We start from the raw sequence: 16,050 nt of genomic DNA on the forward strand, positions 1-16,050 counted from the left end.
GTGACGGTGTTCGGGAGCGTATGGAGCCCTGAGCAGCTACGTCAACAGTTTGTTGAAGTTTTTGGTGGTGGTGCGAGTGGTGGTGCGAGTGGTGGTGCGAGAGCCGCACCGCGAGGGCGGAGAGGGTTCCGGGCCGCGGCGACGCCTGGGCGCGACAGGACAGGTGTCAGCGCCGCCACGGCCCGGAAGTCTGGGGTGGCTCCGTGACTAGAGCTCGGCGCCCGAGAGGCGCTCGACGGAGCGCAGCAGGGCGGAGTGGTCGAGGCCGCCGTCGCCCTGGGCGCGCAGCGAGGCGACGAGCTGGGCGACGACGCCGCCGACCGGCAGCGCGGCGCCCACGTTGCGGGCGGCGTCGGTGACGATGCCCATGTCCTTGTGGTGCAGGTCGATCCGGAAGCCGGGCTTGAAGTCCCGGTTCAGGAAGTTGTCCTTCTTGCGGGTCAGGACGGTCGAGCCCGCGAGGCCGCCGTTCAGCACGTCGAGCGCGGCCTTCAGGTCCACGCCGGACTTCTCCAGGAAGACCACGGCCTCGGCGCACGCCTGGATGTTGACGGCGACGATGAGCTGGTTGGCGGCCTTGACGGTCTGGCCCGAGCCGTGCGGACCGCACAGCACGATGGTCTTGCCGAGGGCTTCGAGGAGCGGCTTGGCCTCGTCGAAGTCGGCCTGCTCGCCGCCGACCATGATGGAGAGCACGGCCTCGATGGCGCCCGCCTCGCCGCCGGAGACCGGGGCGTCCAGGACGCGCAGGCCCTTCTCCTTGGCGGCCTTGGCGAGGTCCACGGAGGTCTGCGGGGTGATCGACGACATGTCGACGATCAGCGCGCCCGGCCTGGCGTTCTCCAGGATGCCGTCCGGGCCGTACGCGATGGCCTCGACCTGTGGCGACGCGGGCACCATCGTGACGATCACGTCGGCGTCCCCGACGGCGTCGGCGATGGACTTCGCGGCGGTGCCGCCGGCCGCGGCCAGGCGGTCCAGCTTCTCCTGCTCCAGGGTGAAGCCGGTGACGGAGTAACCCGCCTTGATCAGGTTCTCGGACATGGGGGAGCCCATGATGCCGAGGCCGATCCACGCGATCTTGGGAAGGTTGCTCATTGAGGGTGCCTTTCTCACTGCAACTGCGATGAACTGGGGGGCGGTTCAGACCTTCGGCAGCCAGTCGAACGCCTCGGCGCTCGGGCGGTCGCCGGCCTTGTACTCCAGGCCGACCCATCCCTCGTAGCCCGCCGCCCCGAGCTGGTCGAGGAGGCCCTCCAGGGGGAGCGAACCGGTGCCGGGGGCGCCGCGGCCGGGGTTGTCCGCGATCTGCACGTGCCCGGTCTTGGCGGCGTACCGCTCGATCACCGAGGGCAGGTCCTCGCCGTTCATGGACAGGTGGTACAGGTCCATGAGGAACTTCGCGTTGCCGAGCCCGCTCGCCGCGTTCACCTTGTCCACGATCTCGATCGCCTTGGGGGCGCTCACGATCGGGCACTTGGGCGACTCCGGCGCGTTCAGCGCCTCGATCAGCAGGATCGCGCCGACGCGGTCGGCCTCGCGGGCGGCGAGCACCAGGTTCTCCAGGGCGAGTTCGTCCTGGACGGCCGGGTCCACGCCGTCGACGCGGTTGCCGTACAGCGCGTTGAGCGCGGTGCAGCCGAGGGACTTCGCGAAGTCGGCGGCCACCGGCAGGTTGGCGCGGAACTTCTCGCTCTCCTCGCCGGGGACGGAGAGGGCGCCGCGGTCGGGTCCCGGCAGCTGCCCCGCGTAGAAGTTCAGGCCCACCAGCTGGACGCCCGCGTCCTCGATCGCCTGCTTCAGGGCGTCGAGTTCGGACTGCTCGGGGGTGGGGGCGTCGACCCAGGGCCACCACAGCTCGACCGCGCCGAAGCCGGCCTTCGCGGCGGCCGCGGGGCGCTCCAGGAGCGGGAGCTCGGTGAAGAGGATCGACAGGTTCACATTGAAGCGCTGGTCGGAGTATCCCATGGGGCTTCCGCGCTCCTTCCGTATTGCGGAAGTTCATTTCTGCTTGATGGAAGAGTGCCTGTCGTCCGCCGAAGCTGTCAAGAGGGCCCTGCCGAAAATTCGGCCGACGGCAGTAGGTTGGCGACGTGCGATTGAGAGTGGAGTTCACGACCGAGCCCTTCGATCTCGACGAGGCCCCGCCGCATGCGCTGGTGGCCCGCGACGTGATCCAGGGGGCCCCGCTGGACGCGGTCGACGTGGGCCCGTTCGGCAACACCGCCGAGGGCGACGTCGACGCGGTCCTGACCGCCGTCGACGCGATGCTGCGCCAGTCCCTGGGCGCGGGTGCCACCCGCGTCTCGCTCCAGGTCAACGTGATCGGTGAGCCGGGGGAGCCGCGCGAGCCGGGGGAGGCGGATAAGTGACCGTTTTCGGGGACGACCCCTTCGTCACCGCGGTGAAGCCGCTGGTGGACGCCATGGGCGGCACGATGCTGCCCCCGGACGAGGCCGGGACCGACGACGTGGTCCTGGCCTGGGAGGGCGAGGACGTGGTGGCCGTGCGGCTGCCGCAGCTCGCCGACTCCCTCGACCACATCCTGCTCGCCCTCGAACGCAAGCAGGGCAAGCCGCTGGCCGACCTCGACCGCAAGGCCAAGCAGGAGGTCGTCCGCATCCTGGAGGCGCGCGGCGCGTTCGCCGTGCGGCACGGTGTCGAGACGGTCGCGGGCGCGCTCGGTGTCTCCCGCTTCACCGTCTACAACTACCTGAACAGGGAGAACGCCGCGAAGGGCGAATAAATCCCCACCTGTCCGGGGGCCGGACCCGCCTCCGCCCCGGGCCCGGACCCCGTCCGTCCCCGCCGCGCGGTCACGCTACGCGGCCGAGCCGTCACCCGTTCCCCGGAGTGGCGGCTTCTTTGTTCAAGTTATTTCAACAAACTGTTGACGCCGTGTTCTTGACGGTCTTAGCTGTTCCGCAGCCCGTCCAGCACAAGGCCACGGAGGCTCCCGTGACTTCGAGTTCGACACCGGGTCTCGCCCGGTTCAATGCCTTGCCGGAGGCCGCGGCCACCGCCGCCCTCCACGAGGTCTGTGCCTCTTCGGCCTGGGGGAGCAGACTGCTCGCCCAGCGCCCCTACGCCACCGCCGAAGCCCTCTTCGCCGCGAGCGACGCCGCCCTGGCGGAGCTCACCGCGGACGACCTCGCCGAGGCGATGGCGGGGCATCCGCCGATCGGCCGCCCGAAGCCGGGAGACCCGACCTCCGCCCGCGAACAGCGCGGCATGGCCGGGGCCTCCGAGGAGCTCAAGGCCGAACTGCTCGAACTCAACCTGGCCTACCAGGAGAAGTTCGGGCACGTCTTCCTCATCTGCGCGACCGGGGCGACCGCCGAGTTCATGCTCGGCCGGCTCAGGACCCGGATCGAGAACGAGGCGGGGGCGGAGCGCGAGATCGTCCGCGGTGAACTGGGCAAGATCAACCGCATCCGCCTGGCCCGCCTCGTGGAAGCCTCGTAGCACTCGTAGAAGAAGGAAACGACGCATGAGCACGGAAACGACCGCCTCGGTGTCCACGCACATCCTGGACACCAGCGTCGGACGCCCCGCCGAGGGCGTCGCCATCTCCCTGTCCGCCCGCAGCGGCGCGGGCGCGGAGTGGCAGGCGCTCGGCGGCAGCGCGACCGACGCGGACGGGCGCTGCAAGGACCTGCCGGCCCTGCCGGAAGGCACCTCGCACGTACGCCTCGACTTCGAGACCGAGGCGTACTTCCTGACCAAGCAGAACAAGCAAGCCGAGGCGCAGCAGGACGCCCCCGCGAATCGGGACAGCGGCACGACCGGAGCGTTCTTCCCGGAGGTGGCGATCACGTTCGCCGTGACCCCGGGCGAGCACTACCACGTACCGCTGCTGCTCAACCCGTTCGGCTACTCCGTTTACCGAGGGAGCTAGCAGACATGCCCACCATTCTGGGACAGAACCAGTACGGCAAGGCTGAGAACCGGGTCGTAAAGATCACGCGGGACGGCGACACCCACCACATCAAGGACCTGAACGTCTCCGTCGCCCTCTCCGGCGACCTGGACGACGTCCACTACAACGGCTCGAACGCCAACTGCCTGCCGACGGACACGACGAAGAACACCTGCTTCGCGTTCGCCAAGGAGTACGGCATCGACTCCGCCGAGCAGTACGGCATCCACCTCGCCCGGCACTTCGTGGACAGCCAGCCCTCCATCCACCGCGCGCGCATCCGGATCGAGGAGTACGCCTGGGAGCGCATCGGCGGCTCCGACAGCAACGCCAAGTTCATAGGCGCCGACGAGGTCAACCACTCCTTCGTCCGCAAGGGCCAGGAGACGCGCCTCGCCCAGATCACCTATGACGGCCAGAACTTCGAGGTCCTCTCGGGTCTGAAGGACCTGACCGTGATGAACTCCACGAACTCCGAGTTCTGGGGCTTCATCAAGGACAAGTACACGACCCTGAAGGAGGACTACGACCGCATCCTCGCCACCTCCCTCTCCACCTGGTGGCGGCACAACTGGACCAGCGACGAGCAGCGCATGCCGAGCTGGGAGCGGAGTTACGAGCAGGCCAAGAAGCACATCCTGCACGCCTTCGTGGAGACCTACTCGCTCTCCCTCCAGCAGACGCTGTACCAGATGGGCTCGCGGGTGATCAACAACCGCAGCGAGATCGACGAGATCCGCTTCTCCGCGCCCAACAAGCACCACTTCCGTCAGGACCTCTCGCCCTTCGGCCTCGACAACGAGGCCAAGGACGGAGCCGTCTACTACGCCGCCGACCGCCCCTACGGCCTCATCGAGGCCACCATCCTGCGGGACGGCGTCGAGCCGAAGATCCCGGTCGACATGACCAACCTCTGACGCGGGACGCGCGCCCCCGCCCCGGCACAGCGGGCGGGGGCGCGCCACACCGGAGGGAACAGCAATGGCACAGCCTGCAACGGGGCCGGCAGAAGGCCCGTGTTCCACCCCATCGGAGACGACAGCGGGAACGGAGCTGACGAAGGACGCGTCAGCCGTCGACTGTCACCCGGTGGACGAGAAGCTCCACCCCTCGCGGCTCGTCCCCGCCGCACTCCAGCACATCGCCGCCATGTACGCGGGAGTGGTCACCCCTCCGCTGATCATCGGCCAGGCCTGTGGCCTGGACACCGTCGCCCAGACCCGGCTGATAGCCGCCGGACTGCTGATCGCCGGTCTCGCCACCATCCTGCAGACCCTCGGCGTCAAAAGATTCGTCGGCAACCGCCTGCCGTTCGTGAACGCCGCGTCGTCGGCGGGCATCGCCCCCATCCTCGCCATCGCCGAGACCAACGCCAAGGGCGAGCAACTCCCCGCCATCTACGGCGCGGTGATGGTCGCCGGCCTCTTCTGTCTGGCCGTCGGCCCCTTCTTCGGCAAGCTGCTCCGCTTCTTCCCGCCGCTGGTCACCGGGGTCGTGATCACCCTCATCGGCGTCACGCTGATGCCCGTGCCCGTGAAGTGGGCGCAGGGCGGCGACGACACCGACCCGTCCTTCGGCGACATGAGGTACCTCGCGCTCGCCGCCTTCACGCTCGTCGTGATCCTGCTGTTCCAGCGCTTCGGCCGCGGCTTCCTCAAGCAAGTCGCCCTGCTGGCGGGCATGTTCATCGGCACACTGGCCGCCATCCCCTTCGGCATGGCCGACTTCACCTCCGTGCAGTCCGCGCCGCTCGCCGCGCTGCCCACGCCGTTCGCCTCCGGCGCGCCCACCTTCCAGCCCGCCGCGATCCTCTCGCTCTGCATCGTGATGCTGGTCCTCATGACCGAGTCCGCCGCGGGGATGCTCGCCCTCGGTGAGATCTGCGAGCGCAAGACGGACGGCAGGACCATCACCCGGGGCCTGCGCACCGACGGCATCGCCACCCTGGTGGGACCCGTCTTCGGCGGCTTCCCGACCTCGGCCTTCGCGCAGAACGTCGGCGTCGTCTCGCTGACCCGCGTCCGCAGCCGCTACGTCGTCGCGGTCGCCGGCGGCGCGCTCATCGTCCTCGGCGCCTTCCCGGTGCTCGGCGCCGTCGTCAACGTGGTCCCCATGCCGGTCCTCGGCGGCGCGGGCATCGTCCTCTTCGGCTCCATCGCGGTCAGCGGCATCCGTACGCTCTCCGAGGCGGGTCTCGACGACAGCTCCAACATCATCCTGGTGGCCGTGTCGCTCGGAGCGGGCATCATCCCGCTCGCCGCGCCCACCTTCTACGCGGAGTTCCCCGCCTGGGCGCAGACCGTCCTCGGCTCCGGCATCAGCGCCGGCGCCCTGGTCGCCGTCTCGCTCAACCTGTTCTTCCACCATCTCGGCACCCGCGGCTCATCGGCCGCGGCACTCAAATCTTCCTAGGGTCATGCCGTGCCCACCTCGCATCGCCATCAGTAGAGAAGGAAGCACCATGGCAGCATCGGCACCCAACGGAACCGCAGGCGCCGCCCGGCGCACCGTCATCGAGAACGCCGCCATCGCGACCGTCGACGCCGACGACACCGAGTACGCCTCGGGGTACGTGGTCGTCGCGGACCAGCGGATCGAGTCGGTCGGCGCGGGCAGGGCCCCCGAGGGCCTGGAGAACGTCGTACGCCGCGTGGACGCCACCGGCCACCTGGTCACCCCCGGCCTGGTCAACACCCACCACCACTTCTACCAGTGGATAACCCGGGGCCTGGCCACCGACCACAACCTGTTCGACTGGCTGACCGCGCTGTACCCGACGTGGGCCCGCATCGACGAGCAGATGACCTACACCGCCGCGCAGGGCTCCCTGGCCATGATGGCCCGCGGCGGTGTCACCACCGCCGCGGACCACCACTACGTCTTCCCGCGGGGCTCCGGCGACATCTCCGGGTCGATCATCCGTGCCGCCTCCGAGATGGGCGTCCGGTTCACCCTGGCCCGCGGCTCCATGGACCGCGGCGAGAAGGACGGCGGACTGCCGCCGGACTTCGCGGTGGAGAGCCTGGAGGACGCGCTCGCCGCGACCGAGGAGACGGTGAAGAAGCACCACGACTCCTCCTTCGACGCGATGACGCAGGTGGCGGTGGCCCCCTGCTCGCCGTTCTCCGTCTCCACCGCCCTCATGCGCGAGGGCGCCGAACTGGCGCGCCGCCTCGGCGTCCGGCTGCACACCCACGGCAGTGAGACGGTCGAGGAGGAGAGGTTCTGCCACGAGCTGTTCGGCATGGGCCCGACCGACTACTTCGAGTCGACCGGCTGGCTCGGCGACGACGTGTGGATGGCGCACTGCGTCCACATGAACGACTCCGACATAGCCGCCTTCGCCCGCACCGGTACGGGAGTGGCCCACTGCCCCTCCTCCAACGCGCGCCTGGCCGCCGGCATAGCCCGCGTCCCCGACATGCTGAGGGCGGGCGTCCCGGTTGGCCTCGGCGTCGACGGCACCGCCTCCAACGAGTCCGGCGAACTTCACACCGAACTGCGCAACGCCCTGCTGATCAACCGCCTCGGCGCGCACAGGGAGGCCGCGCTCGACGCCCGCCAGGCCCTGCGCCTCGGCACCCACGGCGGCGCGCGGGTCCTCGGCCGGGCCGGGCAGATCGGCTCCCTGGAGGCCGGCAAGCTCGCCGACCTCGTGCTCTGGAAGATCGACGGCATCGGGCACGCCTCGATCGCCGACCCGGTGACCGCGGTCGTCTTCGGCGCGGCGGCCCCGGTCACCCTCTCCCTCGTCAACGGCAGGCCGGTCGTCGAGAACGGCCGCCTGCTCCACGCCGACGAGGACGCCATCGCCCGCTCCACGCGGGACGAGGCCCAGCGCCTGGCGCGGATCGCCGCCGGGAGCTGACACCTGGAACTCCGGTCGGGGGGGACGGCCCCCGGCCGGACTTGAGCAGCCGAGCGGGCTGCTCAAGTGCCGCCCCGGGAACGTGGCCCAACGCTTCACGTTCCCGGGGCGGTCAGCACTACCTGGGCGCATTTCCACCACCGCATACCGAGCAAGTCCTTGCACCACGCACCACCCTCCCCCACCTCCCAGAAGCGAAAAGTGCCGGCGCCCAGCCGGTACTGGAAAACAACCGGAGGAGCCACAGTGGCCACTCAGCCCAGGTTCACCAAGCAAGGCACCACCCCGAAGTCGTCCGAGAGCGACGGCGAAGGCTCCATAGCCCCGGCCGTGCATCCGGTCGACGAGAAGCTTCCGCCCCTGAAGATGGCCACCACCGGCCTCCAGCACGTGGCCGCCATGTACGCGGGCGTCGTCGCGCCGCCGCTGATCGTCGGCGCGGCCGTCGGCCTCTCCGCGAAGGAACTCACCTTCCTGACCGGCGCCTGCCTCTTCACCGCCGGACTCGCGACCTTCCTCCAGACCCTCGGAATCTGGAAGATCGGCGCCCGGCTGCCCTTCGTCAACGGCGTCACGTTCGCCGGCGTCGCTCCCATGCTCGCCGTCGTCGACTCCACCAAGGACAAGGACGACGCGCTGCCGATCATCTTCGGCGCGGTGATCGTCGCCGGTGTCCTCGGCTTCGTCGCGGCCCCGTTCTTCTCCAAGATGGTCCGCTTCTTCCCGCCGGTCGTGACGGGTACGGTCATCACCCTCATCGGCATCTCGCTGATGCCGGTCGCCTTCGGGTGGGCGCAGGGCCCGGTCCCCGGCGCCGACGACTACGGCTCGACCAAGAACCTCGCCCTCGCGGGCATCACGCTCGTCGTCGTGCTGCTGCTCCGCCGCTTCACCACCGGCTTCGTCAAGCAGATCGCGGTCCTGCTCGGCCTGGTCATCGGCACGCTCATCGCGATCCCGTTCGACGCCACGGACTTCAGCCCGATCGGTGAGGCGGACATCGTCGGCTTCCCGACGCCCTTCCACTTCGGCGCCCCGCAGTTCGCGGCCGCCGCGATCGTCTCCCTCTGCGTAGTCATGGTCGTCTCGATGACGGAGTCCACCGCCGACATGCTCGCCCTCGGCGAGATCGTCGACCGGCCCGCCGACGAGAAGACCATCGCGGCGGGACTGCGCGCCGACTGCCTCGGCTCGGCCGTCAGCCCGCTCTTCAACGGCTTCATGTGCAGCGCGTTCGCCCAGAACATCGGCCTGGTCGCGATGACGAAGATCCGCAGCCGGTACGTCGTGGCCGCCGGCGGCGGCTTCCTCGTCCTCATGGGCCTCTGCCCGATGGCCGCCTCCCTGATCGCGGTCGTGCCGCGCCCGGTGCTCGGCGGCGCGGGCGTGGTGCTCTTCGGCTCGGTCGCGGCGAGCGGCATCCAGACGCTGGTCAAGGCCAATCTGGAGAAGGACAACAACGTCCTGATCGTGGCCGTCTCGCTGGCCGTCGGCCTGATCCCGATCGCGGCGCCGGAGTTCTACCACGCGTTCCCGGAGACCGCGAAGATCATCCTCGACTCGGGCATCTCGACGGGCTGCGTGGCGGCCGTCCTGCTGAACCTGGTCTTCAACCACATCGGCAAGAGCCGCGACGCGGACGACGTCACCTCGCCGATGGAACCGGGCCAGGAGATCGCGGAGACGCGGGTGCCGGGGCAGGTGGGGGCGCACTGAGCCGGACCGGGCGGCCCCTCGTGCGGTCGGCGGCGAACGAGGGGCCGCCACGCGTCGGACGCATCACGCCGACGCGGCACGGCAGCCGGCGAGGCCCTTTAGGGGTCAGGGCCGGTCGTGCCAAGCGAACGCCGAGATGCGCCAGCCCTCGGGGGTGCGCACGAACTGGATGGTCTTCATGCCGCCGCCCTCGAAGGGCTTGCCGTCCATGATCCCCGCCTTGGCGTACTCGCCGAAGCGGGACGCGATGTCCCCGTGGATGTCGGTCCGCGCGGAGACCTCCCACTCGTGGAACTCCCTCACCCGGCCGCCCTCGGCGAGCAGCTCTTCGCGCGGTCCGATGAACTCCTCCACGGTGAACACGCGGTACGCCGGGGCGGTCACCGCGATGACGCCGCCCGGCAGCATCAGCCTGCGGAGCCGGGCGACGTCGGCGGTCCCGCCGTCACGGTTGTCGAAGGAGCCGAAGAACTCGGCCGTCAGCGTGTCGATCTCAGCCTGGGACATGGCGGGAGACGGTAGCACCGCCGACGGCCGCCCGGTCAGCCGATGCGGTACGAGTCCCCGTACACCTTCCACTCAAGGGGCGTCTTGAGGCCGAGGTTGCGCTTGTTCAGGAACACCCGCTGGGCGGTGTCGACCCGTGTGGTGTCCTCGTGCGCCTCCTCCTGCTTCATCGCCCAGACGCGCGCGTCGAGGAAGGCGTGCAGGTACGCCACCTCGTCGCCGCCCTGGGCGGGAGGCGTGGCCGAACGCAGCGCGCGCTTGCGGATGTTGCGGAAGCTGGTGGAGTCGCCGCCGTCGCCGTGCATCACGATGGCGTCGTAGTAGCAGAACTGGCCGAGCACGCCGATGCCGTCCGCCTTCCCCTGCTTGACGGCCGGGTTGAAGTAGACGCGGTCGCGCTCGTCGTTCTGCGCCTGCTGGAAGGCCGGGTCCGCGGCGGCCCGCTCCCAGTCGCGCGGGTAGTTCGGGTCGAGCCCGTCGTGCGAGTCGGTGCCGTCGACCCTGCGCAGCGCGGGCAGGTACTTCGCGAGGACGTTGCCGGGCTTGCGCCGGGTGTACAGCTCGACGAGGTCGAGCATGTCGCCGGTGCCGGAACAGAAGCCGATGATGCCCGCGGTGTAGCCGCGGCCGTCGTCGATGTCCTCGATGTAGCGGTAGTACTTCTTCCAGTCGAGGCTGGAGTTCTCCGCGCTGCACACGAGCTTCATGGCGATCTCCTTCTTCGCCGGGTCGTCGAGCCCGGCGGCCGTCGCCGACGGCTGTCCGGCGGACGCCGTCCCCGTGGCGACGAGCGGGCCCGCCACGGCGGCGGCGCCGAGGAAGGCGAGCAGGGTGCGGCGCGAGGTGAACGTACGCGGGGATGTGTGCGGGGAGTGGGGGGTCTGCACGAGGGCCTCCAGGAAAGGGAGTTCGTCGATCCGCGGACTGTTAGGAAGGTTTCCTACCAGAGATACGGCCTGACGTACACCCGTCGGGCAGGGATCGGTTCCGCGGGCCCAACCCCGCCGGGTTCCCACTTCGGCCGTGTTGAGAGCCGCCGGCCGGGCAGGCGTTGATCAGTGGTCGTCGCCGGAGCGGCGGTGCCACGGATCGAGAACCGCCGACGAGAGAGTGACCCGAACGTGAGCGCGCCAGAAGCCCCCGAAGAGACACCGGCACCGCCGGCCCCGGAAGCCGTGGCACGGCACCGGGCGCTGTTCCGGGCCGTCCAGCGCCGCAAGAACCCGCGCCTGCGCCAGTCGGACATCACGGTGACCGAGGAGGCGCAGGTCCAGCGCGCGGTGAAGGCGACCGCGCTGGGCAACGCCATGGAGTGGTACGACTTCGGCGTCTACGCCTACCTCGCCGTCATCATCGGCAAGGAGTTCTTCCCCTCGGGGAACGACACCGCGCAGACCCTCTCGTCCCTGGCCACGTTCGCGGCGGCGTTCCTGGTGCGCCCCATCGGCGGCATGTTCTTCGGCCCGCTCGGCGACCGCGTGGGACGCAAGAAGATCCTCGCGCTCACCATGATCATGATGTCGACGGCGACCCTCGCGATCGGCCTCATCCCCAGCTACGCCTCGATCGGCTTCTGGGCGCCGGTCCTGCTCGTCCTCTGCCGCATGGTGCAGGGCTTCTCGACGGGCGGTGAGTACGGCGGCGCGGCGACGTTCATCGCGGAGTACGCGCCCGACAAGCGGCGCGGATTCTGGGGCTCCTTCCTGGAGTTCGGCACCCTGGTCGGCTACACCGTCGCCGCGGTCCTCGTCACCGTCCTGACCATGCTGCTCAGCGACGACGCCATGCAGTCGTGGGGCTGGCGCGTCCCGTTCCTGGTGGCCGCCCCGCTCGGGCTCATCGGCCTCTACCTGCGCCTGAAGCTGGACGAGTCGCCCGCGTTCCAGAAGATGGAGGAGGCGGGCGACGGCCCGGCCGCCGAGCGCCAGAAGAAGTCGTTCAAGGAGTCCTTCGTCGGCCAGTGGCGCGCGATGCTGCTCTGCATCGCCCTGGTCGCGGCGTTCAACATCACCGACTACATGCTGCTCTCGTACATGCCGACCTACCTCACCGAGCTGGGCTTCGGCGAGACCGGTGGCCTCATGTCCATCGTGATCGTCATGCTGATCCTGATGGCGCTCATCAACTCCGTCGGCCGCCTCTCCGACCGCGTCGGCCGCAGGCCCGTCCTGATGGCGGGCTCGGTCGGCTTCTTCGTCCTCGCCCTGCCGGCCTTCCTCCTGATCAAGCAGGGCGGCACGGCCGCCGTCTTCGCGGGCCTGCTCATCCTCGGCCTCGCGCTGGTCTGCTACCTGGGCGCGATGTCCTCGTCCCTGCCCGCGCTGTTCCCCACGGACGTGCGCTACGGCTCGCTCTCCATCGGCTTCAACATCTCGGTCTCGCTCTTCGGCGGTACGACCCCGCTGGTGGTCGCGGCGCTGATCGGAGCCACCGGCAACGACCTGATGCCGGCGTTCTACACGATGCTGGCGGGCCTCGTCGGCATCATCGCGGTAGCCGCGATGAAGGAGACGGCCCGCAAGCCCCTCCAGGGCTCACCGCCGTCGGTGGCGACCCCGGAGGAGGCCCGGGAGCTGGTGGAGTCGCAGCGGTGACGCTTCCCTGCCGCCGGAGCCCCGGCTAGTCGCTGAGCGCGGCGATGGCCTCGGCCAGCCACGCCTTCTCCTCGCGCCCGGTGGCGCGGGCGATCCGCAGCATCCCCTGACGGAACAGGTCCGGTTCCTCCTCCGCCCGTACGGGCTTCCCGTCCCGGTAGAAGAAGCTCGCCGGGGTGTCGAGAAAGACCTGACGGCGACGGAGGACCGCGGCCTGTTCCGCGCGTTCGGGCAGGTGGTGCAGGAAAGCGAGCAGCGTGAAGAACCGCTGCCCATCGGTGATCTCCGCGTCCTTGGGCTCCCGCAGCAGCGCGAGCAGCCGCGTACGGCCGGCCTCGGTGAGGGAGAGGACCCGGCGCGGCGCGGCACTGCTGCCGGGTTCGGTGCGCTGCTCGACGAGGCCGGCCCTGACCAGTCGGGTGATCGCCGGGTAGAGGGCGCCATCGCTGACCGGCCGGATGTGGCCGTTGAGTCCGTGCAGCCGGGCCTTCAACTCATAGCCGTGCAGGGGTTGTTCTCGGAGAAACCCCAGGATTGACAGCTCCAGCACGAATGATCGCTCCTTCGGTCTCCGTCCCTTGTGCCTCCGACGGGGGCGATGCTATCTCTTGTCGCTGTACCTCGATTCGAGGTACAGCGTACAGCGGTACCGCCGGACGAGGTGCGGGGAAGTGGGGGCAGGGGCGTGCCGGGTGGGGGAGAAGTCATGGACGGGAGGAGGCACCGACGGCGGCTGGTGTCGCTCGCGGCGCCGGTCTACTGCGAACTGCTGGCCGGTGTCGCGGCCGGGATCGTCGGCATGGTCTGGGTGGCGGGTCTCGGCGGGCCCGCCGTAGCCGCGGTGGCCGTCGCCACGAACGTCGAGAATGTGCTGCTCGGCGTCATCCTCATGGCCGGTTCCGGTACGACCGTCCTCGTGGCCGGGGCCCGTGGGGCGGGGGACGCGGCGGCGGTGCGAGCGGCGGTGCGCGGCGGCTGGGCGGTGTGGGCGCTGGTCACCCCGCTGGTCGCGGTCGGCGGCTACCTGGCGCGCGAGCCGCTGGCCCGCCTCGTGCTCGGGGGTGGCGGCGATGCCCTGCCGCTCGCGACGGCGTACTTCGCGGTCGCGCTGCCCGGCATGACGGTCTTCTTCGCGACGAACGTCGTCGACGGCATCTTGAAGGGTATGGGCGACACGCGTACGCCGATGCGGCTCGCGCTGCTGGCCAACGGGTTGATCCTCGTCCTCGACCCGTTGCTGGTCGTGGGCTGCGGGATGGGGGTCCAGGGCGCGGCGACCGCGACGGTGGCCGGGCGGTCGGTGGCGTTGGCGTGGGGTCTCCTGGTGCTGCGGGGCGTGGCGGGCGGACGGCATGACGGTCCGGCGCGGTGGCGGGGGATCGTCGGGGACGCGCGGCGGACCGTGGCGGTCGGGCTGCCGATGTCGGTCGACTTCGTCGTGCGCATGGCCGGTTCGCTCGCGCTCGTGGGCGTCGTCGCCCGGATCGGCGTCGACGAGGTCGCCGCGTACGGCATCGCGACGAAGGGCATGTACGTGGCGACCATGGCGTTCTACTCCGTGCGCCAGGCCGCCGCCATCCACACCGCCCACCTGCTGGGCGCCGGACGCGAGGAGCGGCGCGTGGTCGGCCGCCAGGCACTGCTGGTCGCCGGGGCGCTGGGCCTGACCGCGGCCCTCGCGCTGCCGGCGAGCGCGCCGTGGATCATGCGGGCCTTCGGAACCGGCACCGGGGCCGTCGCCGACGCCGGGACGCTGTACCTGCGCTGCCTGGCCCCGTACCTGCTGCTGCTCGCCTGCTTCATCGGCGTGGCCGGGGTCTGCGAGGGCAGCGGCGCGAGCCCGGCACTGGCCAGGATCACGGCGTGCGGCGTCGCGGGGCAACTCGCCCTGGCATACGCGTTGTCGCCGTACGGGCTCCCCGGCATCTGCGCGGCCATGGCGGCGGCGACGGCCGCGCAGTGCGTGGCGCTGGCCCGCGTATGGAGCCGCGTGCGGGCCCGCCCGTCCCCGCTCCTCAGCGGCGAGCGGCGTACACCACGAACTCGGTCCAAGCGCCGGGGGTGAGGGCGAGCCGCGGGCCTTCGGGGCGCTTGGAGTCGCGTACGTGGAGGGTGGTGGGGCAGGCGGCGATCTCCACGCAGTCGCCGTCGCCGCTGCTGCTGTGGCTGGACTTGCGCCAGTTGAGGGCGACTTCCACGCAGTCGTCGCCGTCACCGCCGCTGTGGCTGCTCTTGAACCAGGCCAACGCGGGGGTGCTCATGTTGCTTCTCGCAGGTGCTCCTGCGCGGCGTACGTCAGGAACTCGGCCCAGGCGCGGGGTGCCAGGGCGAGTTGCGGGCCTTCGGGGTGTTTGGAGTCGCGTACGTGGAGGGTGGTGGGGCAGGCGGCGATCTCTACGCAGTCGCCGCTACCGCCGCTGCTGTGGCTGGACTTGCGCCAGTTGAGGGCGACTTCCACGCAGTCGTCGCCGGAGCCGCTGCTGTAGCTGCTCTTGAACCAGGACAGTTCTGGGGTGCTCATTACGCTCCTCGCATCCGCTCCAGCAGGCTCACCGAATCCTCGAACGTGAGAGCCTGTGCGCGCATCCTGGCATACCGCATCTGGAGCATGCTGACTACTTTCATGTTGGACAGAAATTGGCCGCTCTCCTGCCCCTCGGCATAGGCGAACCACCGGTTCTCCGGTGTCTCCAGCAAACGCATGGGACCGCCCAGCCCCGCATGACTCCTCCGCACCACCGGCATGACCTGCACCTCGATGTTCCGGCGCTCCGCGAGCCCGAGGACGTGGTCGATGAGTTCCATGGTGACGTCATGCCCGCCCATGCCGCGCAGGAACAAATGTTCCTCAAGGATGAAGCTGTACGCCGTGTTCGGCCGCTCCGTCAGGAGTTGCTGGCGTTCGACCCGGGCCTCCAGTTGCGCCTCGATCTGTTCGTCGCCCAGCGGCGGGAGCTGGTTGACGAAGAGGGTGCGCGCGTACGCCTCCGTCTGCAACAGGCCGGGGATCAGGCGGCATTCGTACGTGGAGAGCGCCACGGCCTCCTGTTCCAGCTGGGCCCACTGCTGGAACCAGGACGCGAGCCCCCGCTGCCGGGAGAGCTGGTTCACGGCGAGCCGCAGCGTGCCGAAGGCGTCCAGTGCCACCTCGCAGACGTCGACGAACCGCGCGGGCGGAAAGCGTCTGCCCTGCTCGACCGAGGCGATGAAGTGGGCCGAGTAGCCGATCTCCCGGGAGAGGGAGTCCTGCGTGTAGGCGGCGCGTTTGCGGAAGTTCTTCAGGACCGCGCCGAAGGCCCTGAGCCCGTCGGCCGGTTCGGGCTGCCCGCAGCCCGGCGTACTTGACGACATCGCGGGTATCCCCTGACGCTCGGTTCTCGGTGCCCGATCAACGTCGCCCATCGTCACGGTCGGTGACCCGTACTGTCCACCGTTCGTACTCGTAC

Annotated in this window: 18 protein-coding genes; 10 read left to right on the forward strand and 8 right to left on the reverse strand. The window is 70.0% G+C overall.

Annotation, left to right across the window (positions count from 1 at the left end; all coding sequences use genetic code 11):
• Window positions 1–207: 207 nt before the first annotated feature.
• Both AB0I16_RS24770 and AB0I16_RS24775 read right to left on the reverse strand, forming a co-directional pair.
• A complete protein-coding gene (locus tag AB0I16_RS24770; RefSeq protein ID WP_363251721.1) occupies window positions 208–1,098 on the reverse strand; it encodes a 2-hydroxy-3-oxopropionate reductase in 891 nt (296 codons plus the stop codon).
• A 45-nt stretch (window positions 1,099–1,143) separates the two neighbouring features.
• A complete protein-coding gene (locus tag AB0I16_RS24775; RefSeq protein WP_363251722.1) occupies window positions 1,144–1,968 on the reverse strand; it encodes a TIM barrel protein in 825 nt (274 codons plus the stop codon).
• A 125-nt stretch (window positions 1,969–2,093) separates the two neighbouring features.
• Between AB0I16_RS24775 and AB0I16_RS24780 the strand changes: the two genes are divergently transcribed.
• The 8 genes from AB0I16_RS24780 to AB0I16_RS24815 all read left to right on the forward strand — a co-directional run bounded on the left by AB0I16_RS24780 (window position 2,094) and on the right by AB0I16_RS24815 (window position 9,503).
• Window positions 2,094–2,372 (forward strand): hypothetical protein, encoded by a 279-nt coding sequence (locus AB0I16_RS24780; protein ID WP_076683880.1) that lies wholly within the window; start codon window positions 2,094–2,096, stop codon window positions 2,370–2,372.
• The gene (locus AB0I16_RS24785) at window positions 2,369–2,746 is read left to right on the forward strand and encodes a helix-turn-helix domain-containing protein (RefSeq protein WP_363251723.1); all 378 of its coding nucleotides are present in this window, start codon (window positions 2,369–2,371) and stop codon (window positions 2,744–2,746) included. Before AB0I16_RS24780 ends, AB0I16_RS24785 begins: the two co-directional genes overlap by 4 nt.
• A gap of 212 nt (window positions 2,747–2,958) precedes the next feature.
• Window positions 2,959–3,465 carry a 2-oxo-4-hydroxy-4-carboxy-5-ureidoimidazoline decarboxylase gene (gene uraD, locus AB0I16_RS24790; protein ID WP_363251724.1) on the forward strand — a complete coding sequence of 169 codons (507 nt, stop codon included), beginning with the start codon at window positions 2,959–2,961 and terminating at the stop codon, window positions 3,463–3,465.
• A 25-nt stretch (window positions 3,466–3,490) separates the two neighbouring features.
• The gene (uraH, locus tag AB0I16_RS24795) at window positions 3,491–3,898 is read left to right on the forward strand and encodes a hydroxyisourate hydrolase (protein WP_363251725.1); all 408 of its coding nucleotides are present in this window, start codon (window positions 3,491–3,493) and stop codon (window positions 3,896–3,898) included.
• A gap of 5 nt (window positions 3,899–3,903) precedes the next feature.
• Window positions 3,904–4,836, forward strand: coding sequence for a factor-independent urate hydroxylase (gene pucL / locus AB0I16_RS24800; RefSeq protein ID WP_363251726.1), 933 nt, complete (start codon window positions 3,904–3,906; stop codon window positions 4,834–4,836).
• A 64-nt stretch (window positions 4,837–4,900) separates the two neighbouring features.
• Window positions 4,901–6,331 carry a nucleobase:cation symporter-2 family protein gene (locus tag AB0I16_RS24805; RefSeq protein WP_363251727.1) on the forward strand — a complete coding sequence of 477 codons (1,431 nt, stop codon included), beginning with the start codon at window positions 4,901–4,903 and terminating at the stop codon, window positions 6,329–6,331.
• 49 nt (window positions 6,332–6,380) lie between these two features.
• Complete coding sequence (locus AB0I16_RS24810) at window positions 6,381–7,787, forward strand: 8-oxoguanine deaminase (protein WP_363251728.1); 1,407 nt, start codon at window positions 6,381–6,383, stop codon at window positions 7,785–7,787.
• A gap of 366 nt (window positions 7,788–8,153) precedes the next feature.
• On the forward strand, window positions 8,154–9,503 hold the full coding sequence (locus tag AB0I16_RS24815) for a nucleobase:cation symporter-2 family protein (RefSeq protein ID WP_363251771.1): 1,350 nt from the start codon (window positions 8,154–8,156) through the stop codon (window positions 9,501–9,503).
• Window positions 9,504–9,608: 105 nt separating this feature from the next.
• Here the strand turns inward: AB0I16_RS24815 and AB0I16_RS24820 are convergent, their stop codons facing one another.
• Both AB0I16_RS24820 and AB0I16_RS24825 read right to left on the reverse strand, forming a co-directional pair.
• A complete protein-coding gene (locus AB0I16_RS24820; RefSeq protein ID WP_363251729.1) occupies window positions 9,609–10,010 on the reverse strand; it encodes a DUF4440 domain-containing protein in 402 nt (133 codons plus the stop codon).
• Between the two features lie 35 nt (window positions 10,011–10,045).
• Window positions 10,046–10,897 (reverse strand): chitosanase, encoded by an 852-nt coding sequence (locus tag AB0I16_RS24825; RefSeq protein WP_363251730.1) that lies wholly within the window; start codon window positions 10,895–10,897, stop codon window positions 10,046–10,048.
• A gap of 234 nt (window positions 10,898–11,131) precedes the next feature.
• On the opposite strand from AB0I16_RS24825, the gene proP reads away from it, so the two are divergent.
• Entirely contained in the window at window positions 11,132–12,604 is a 1,473-nt protein-coding gene (gene proP / locus AB0I16_RS24830) for a glycine betaine/L-proline transporter ProP (RefSeq protein ID WP_363251731.1), read from the forward strand.
• Window positions 12,605–12,629: 25 nt separating this feature from the next.
• Here proP and AB0I16_RS24835 read toward each other — a convergent pair whose 3' ends face one another.
• On the reverse strand, window positions 12,630–13,154 hold the full coding sequence (locus AB0I16_RS24835) for a PadR family transcriptional regulator (protein WP_363251732.1): 525 nt from the start codon (window positions 13,152–13,154) through the stop codon (window positions 12,630–12,632).
• A 156-nt stretch (window positions 13,155–13,310) separates the two neighbouring features.
• Between AB0I16_RS24835 and AB0I16_RS24840 the strand changes: the two genes are divergently transcribed.
• Complete coding sequence (locus AB0I16_RS24840; protein ID WP_363251733.1) at window positions 13,311–14,669, forward strand: MATE family efflux transporter; 1,359 nt, start codon at window positions 13,311–13,313, stop codon at window positions 14,667–14,669.
• On the opposite strand, the gene AB0I16_RS24845 is transcribed toward AB0I16_RS24840, so the two are convergent.
• The 3 genes from AB0I16_RS24845 to AB0I16_RS24855 are packed head-to-tail and all read right to left on the reverse strand — an operon-like array spanning window position 14,620 to window position 15,955.
• Complete coding sequence (locus AB0I16_RS24845; protein WP_363251735.1) at window positions 14,620–14,865, reverse strand: DUF397 domain-containing protein; 246 nt, start codon at window positions 14,863–14,865, stop codon at window positions 14,620–14,622. The two genes, AB0I16_RS24840 and AB0I16_RS24845, sit on opposite strands and share 50 nt — an antisense overlap.
• Window positions 14,862–15,125: a DUF397 domain-containing protein gene (locus AB0I16_RS24850; RefSeq protein WP_363251736.1), complete on the reverse strand. Its 264-nt coding sequence runs from the start codon at window positions 15,123–15,125 to the stop codon at window positions 14,862–14,864. Before AB0I16_RS24850 ends, AB0I16_RS24845 begins: the two co-directional genes overlap by 4 nt.
• Window positions 15,125–15,955 (reverse strand): helix-turn-helix transcriptional regulator, encoded by an 831-nt coding sequence (locus AB0I16_RS24855; protein WP_363251737.1) that lies wholly within the window; start codon window positions 15,953–15,955, stop codon window positions 15,125–15,127. The genes AB0I16_RS24850 and AB0I16_RS24855 overlap by 1 nt, the downstream gene beginning before the upstream one ends.
• Window positions 15,956–16,050: the final 95 nt, after the last annotated feature.

This window comes from Streptomyces sp. NPDC050703 (genome assembly GCF_040654435.1).
Classification (GTDB): Bacteria; Actinomycetota; Actinomycetes; order Streptomycetales; family Streptomycetaceae; genus Streptomyces.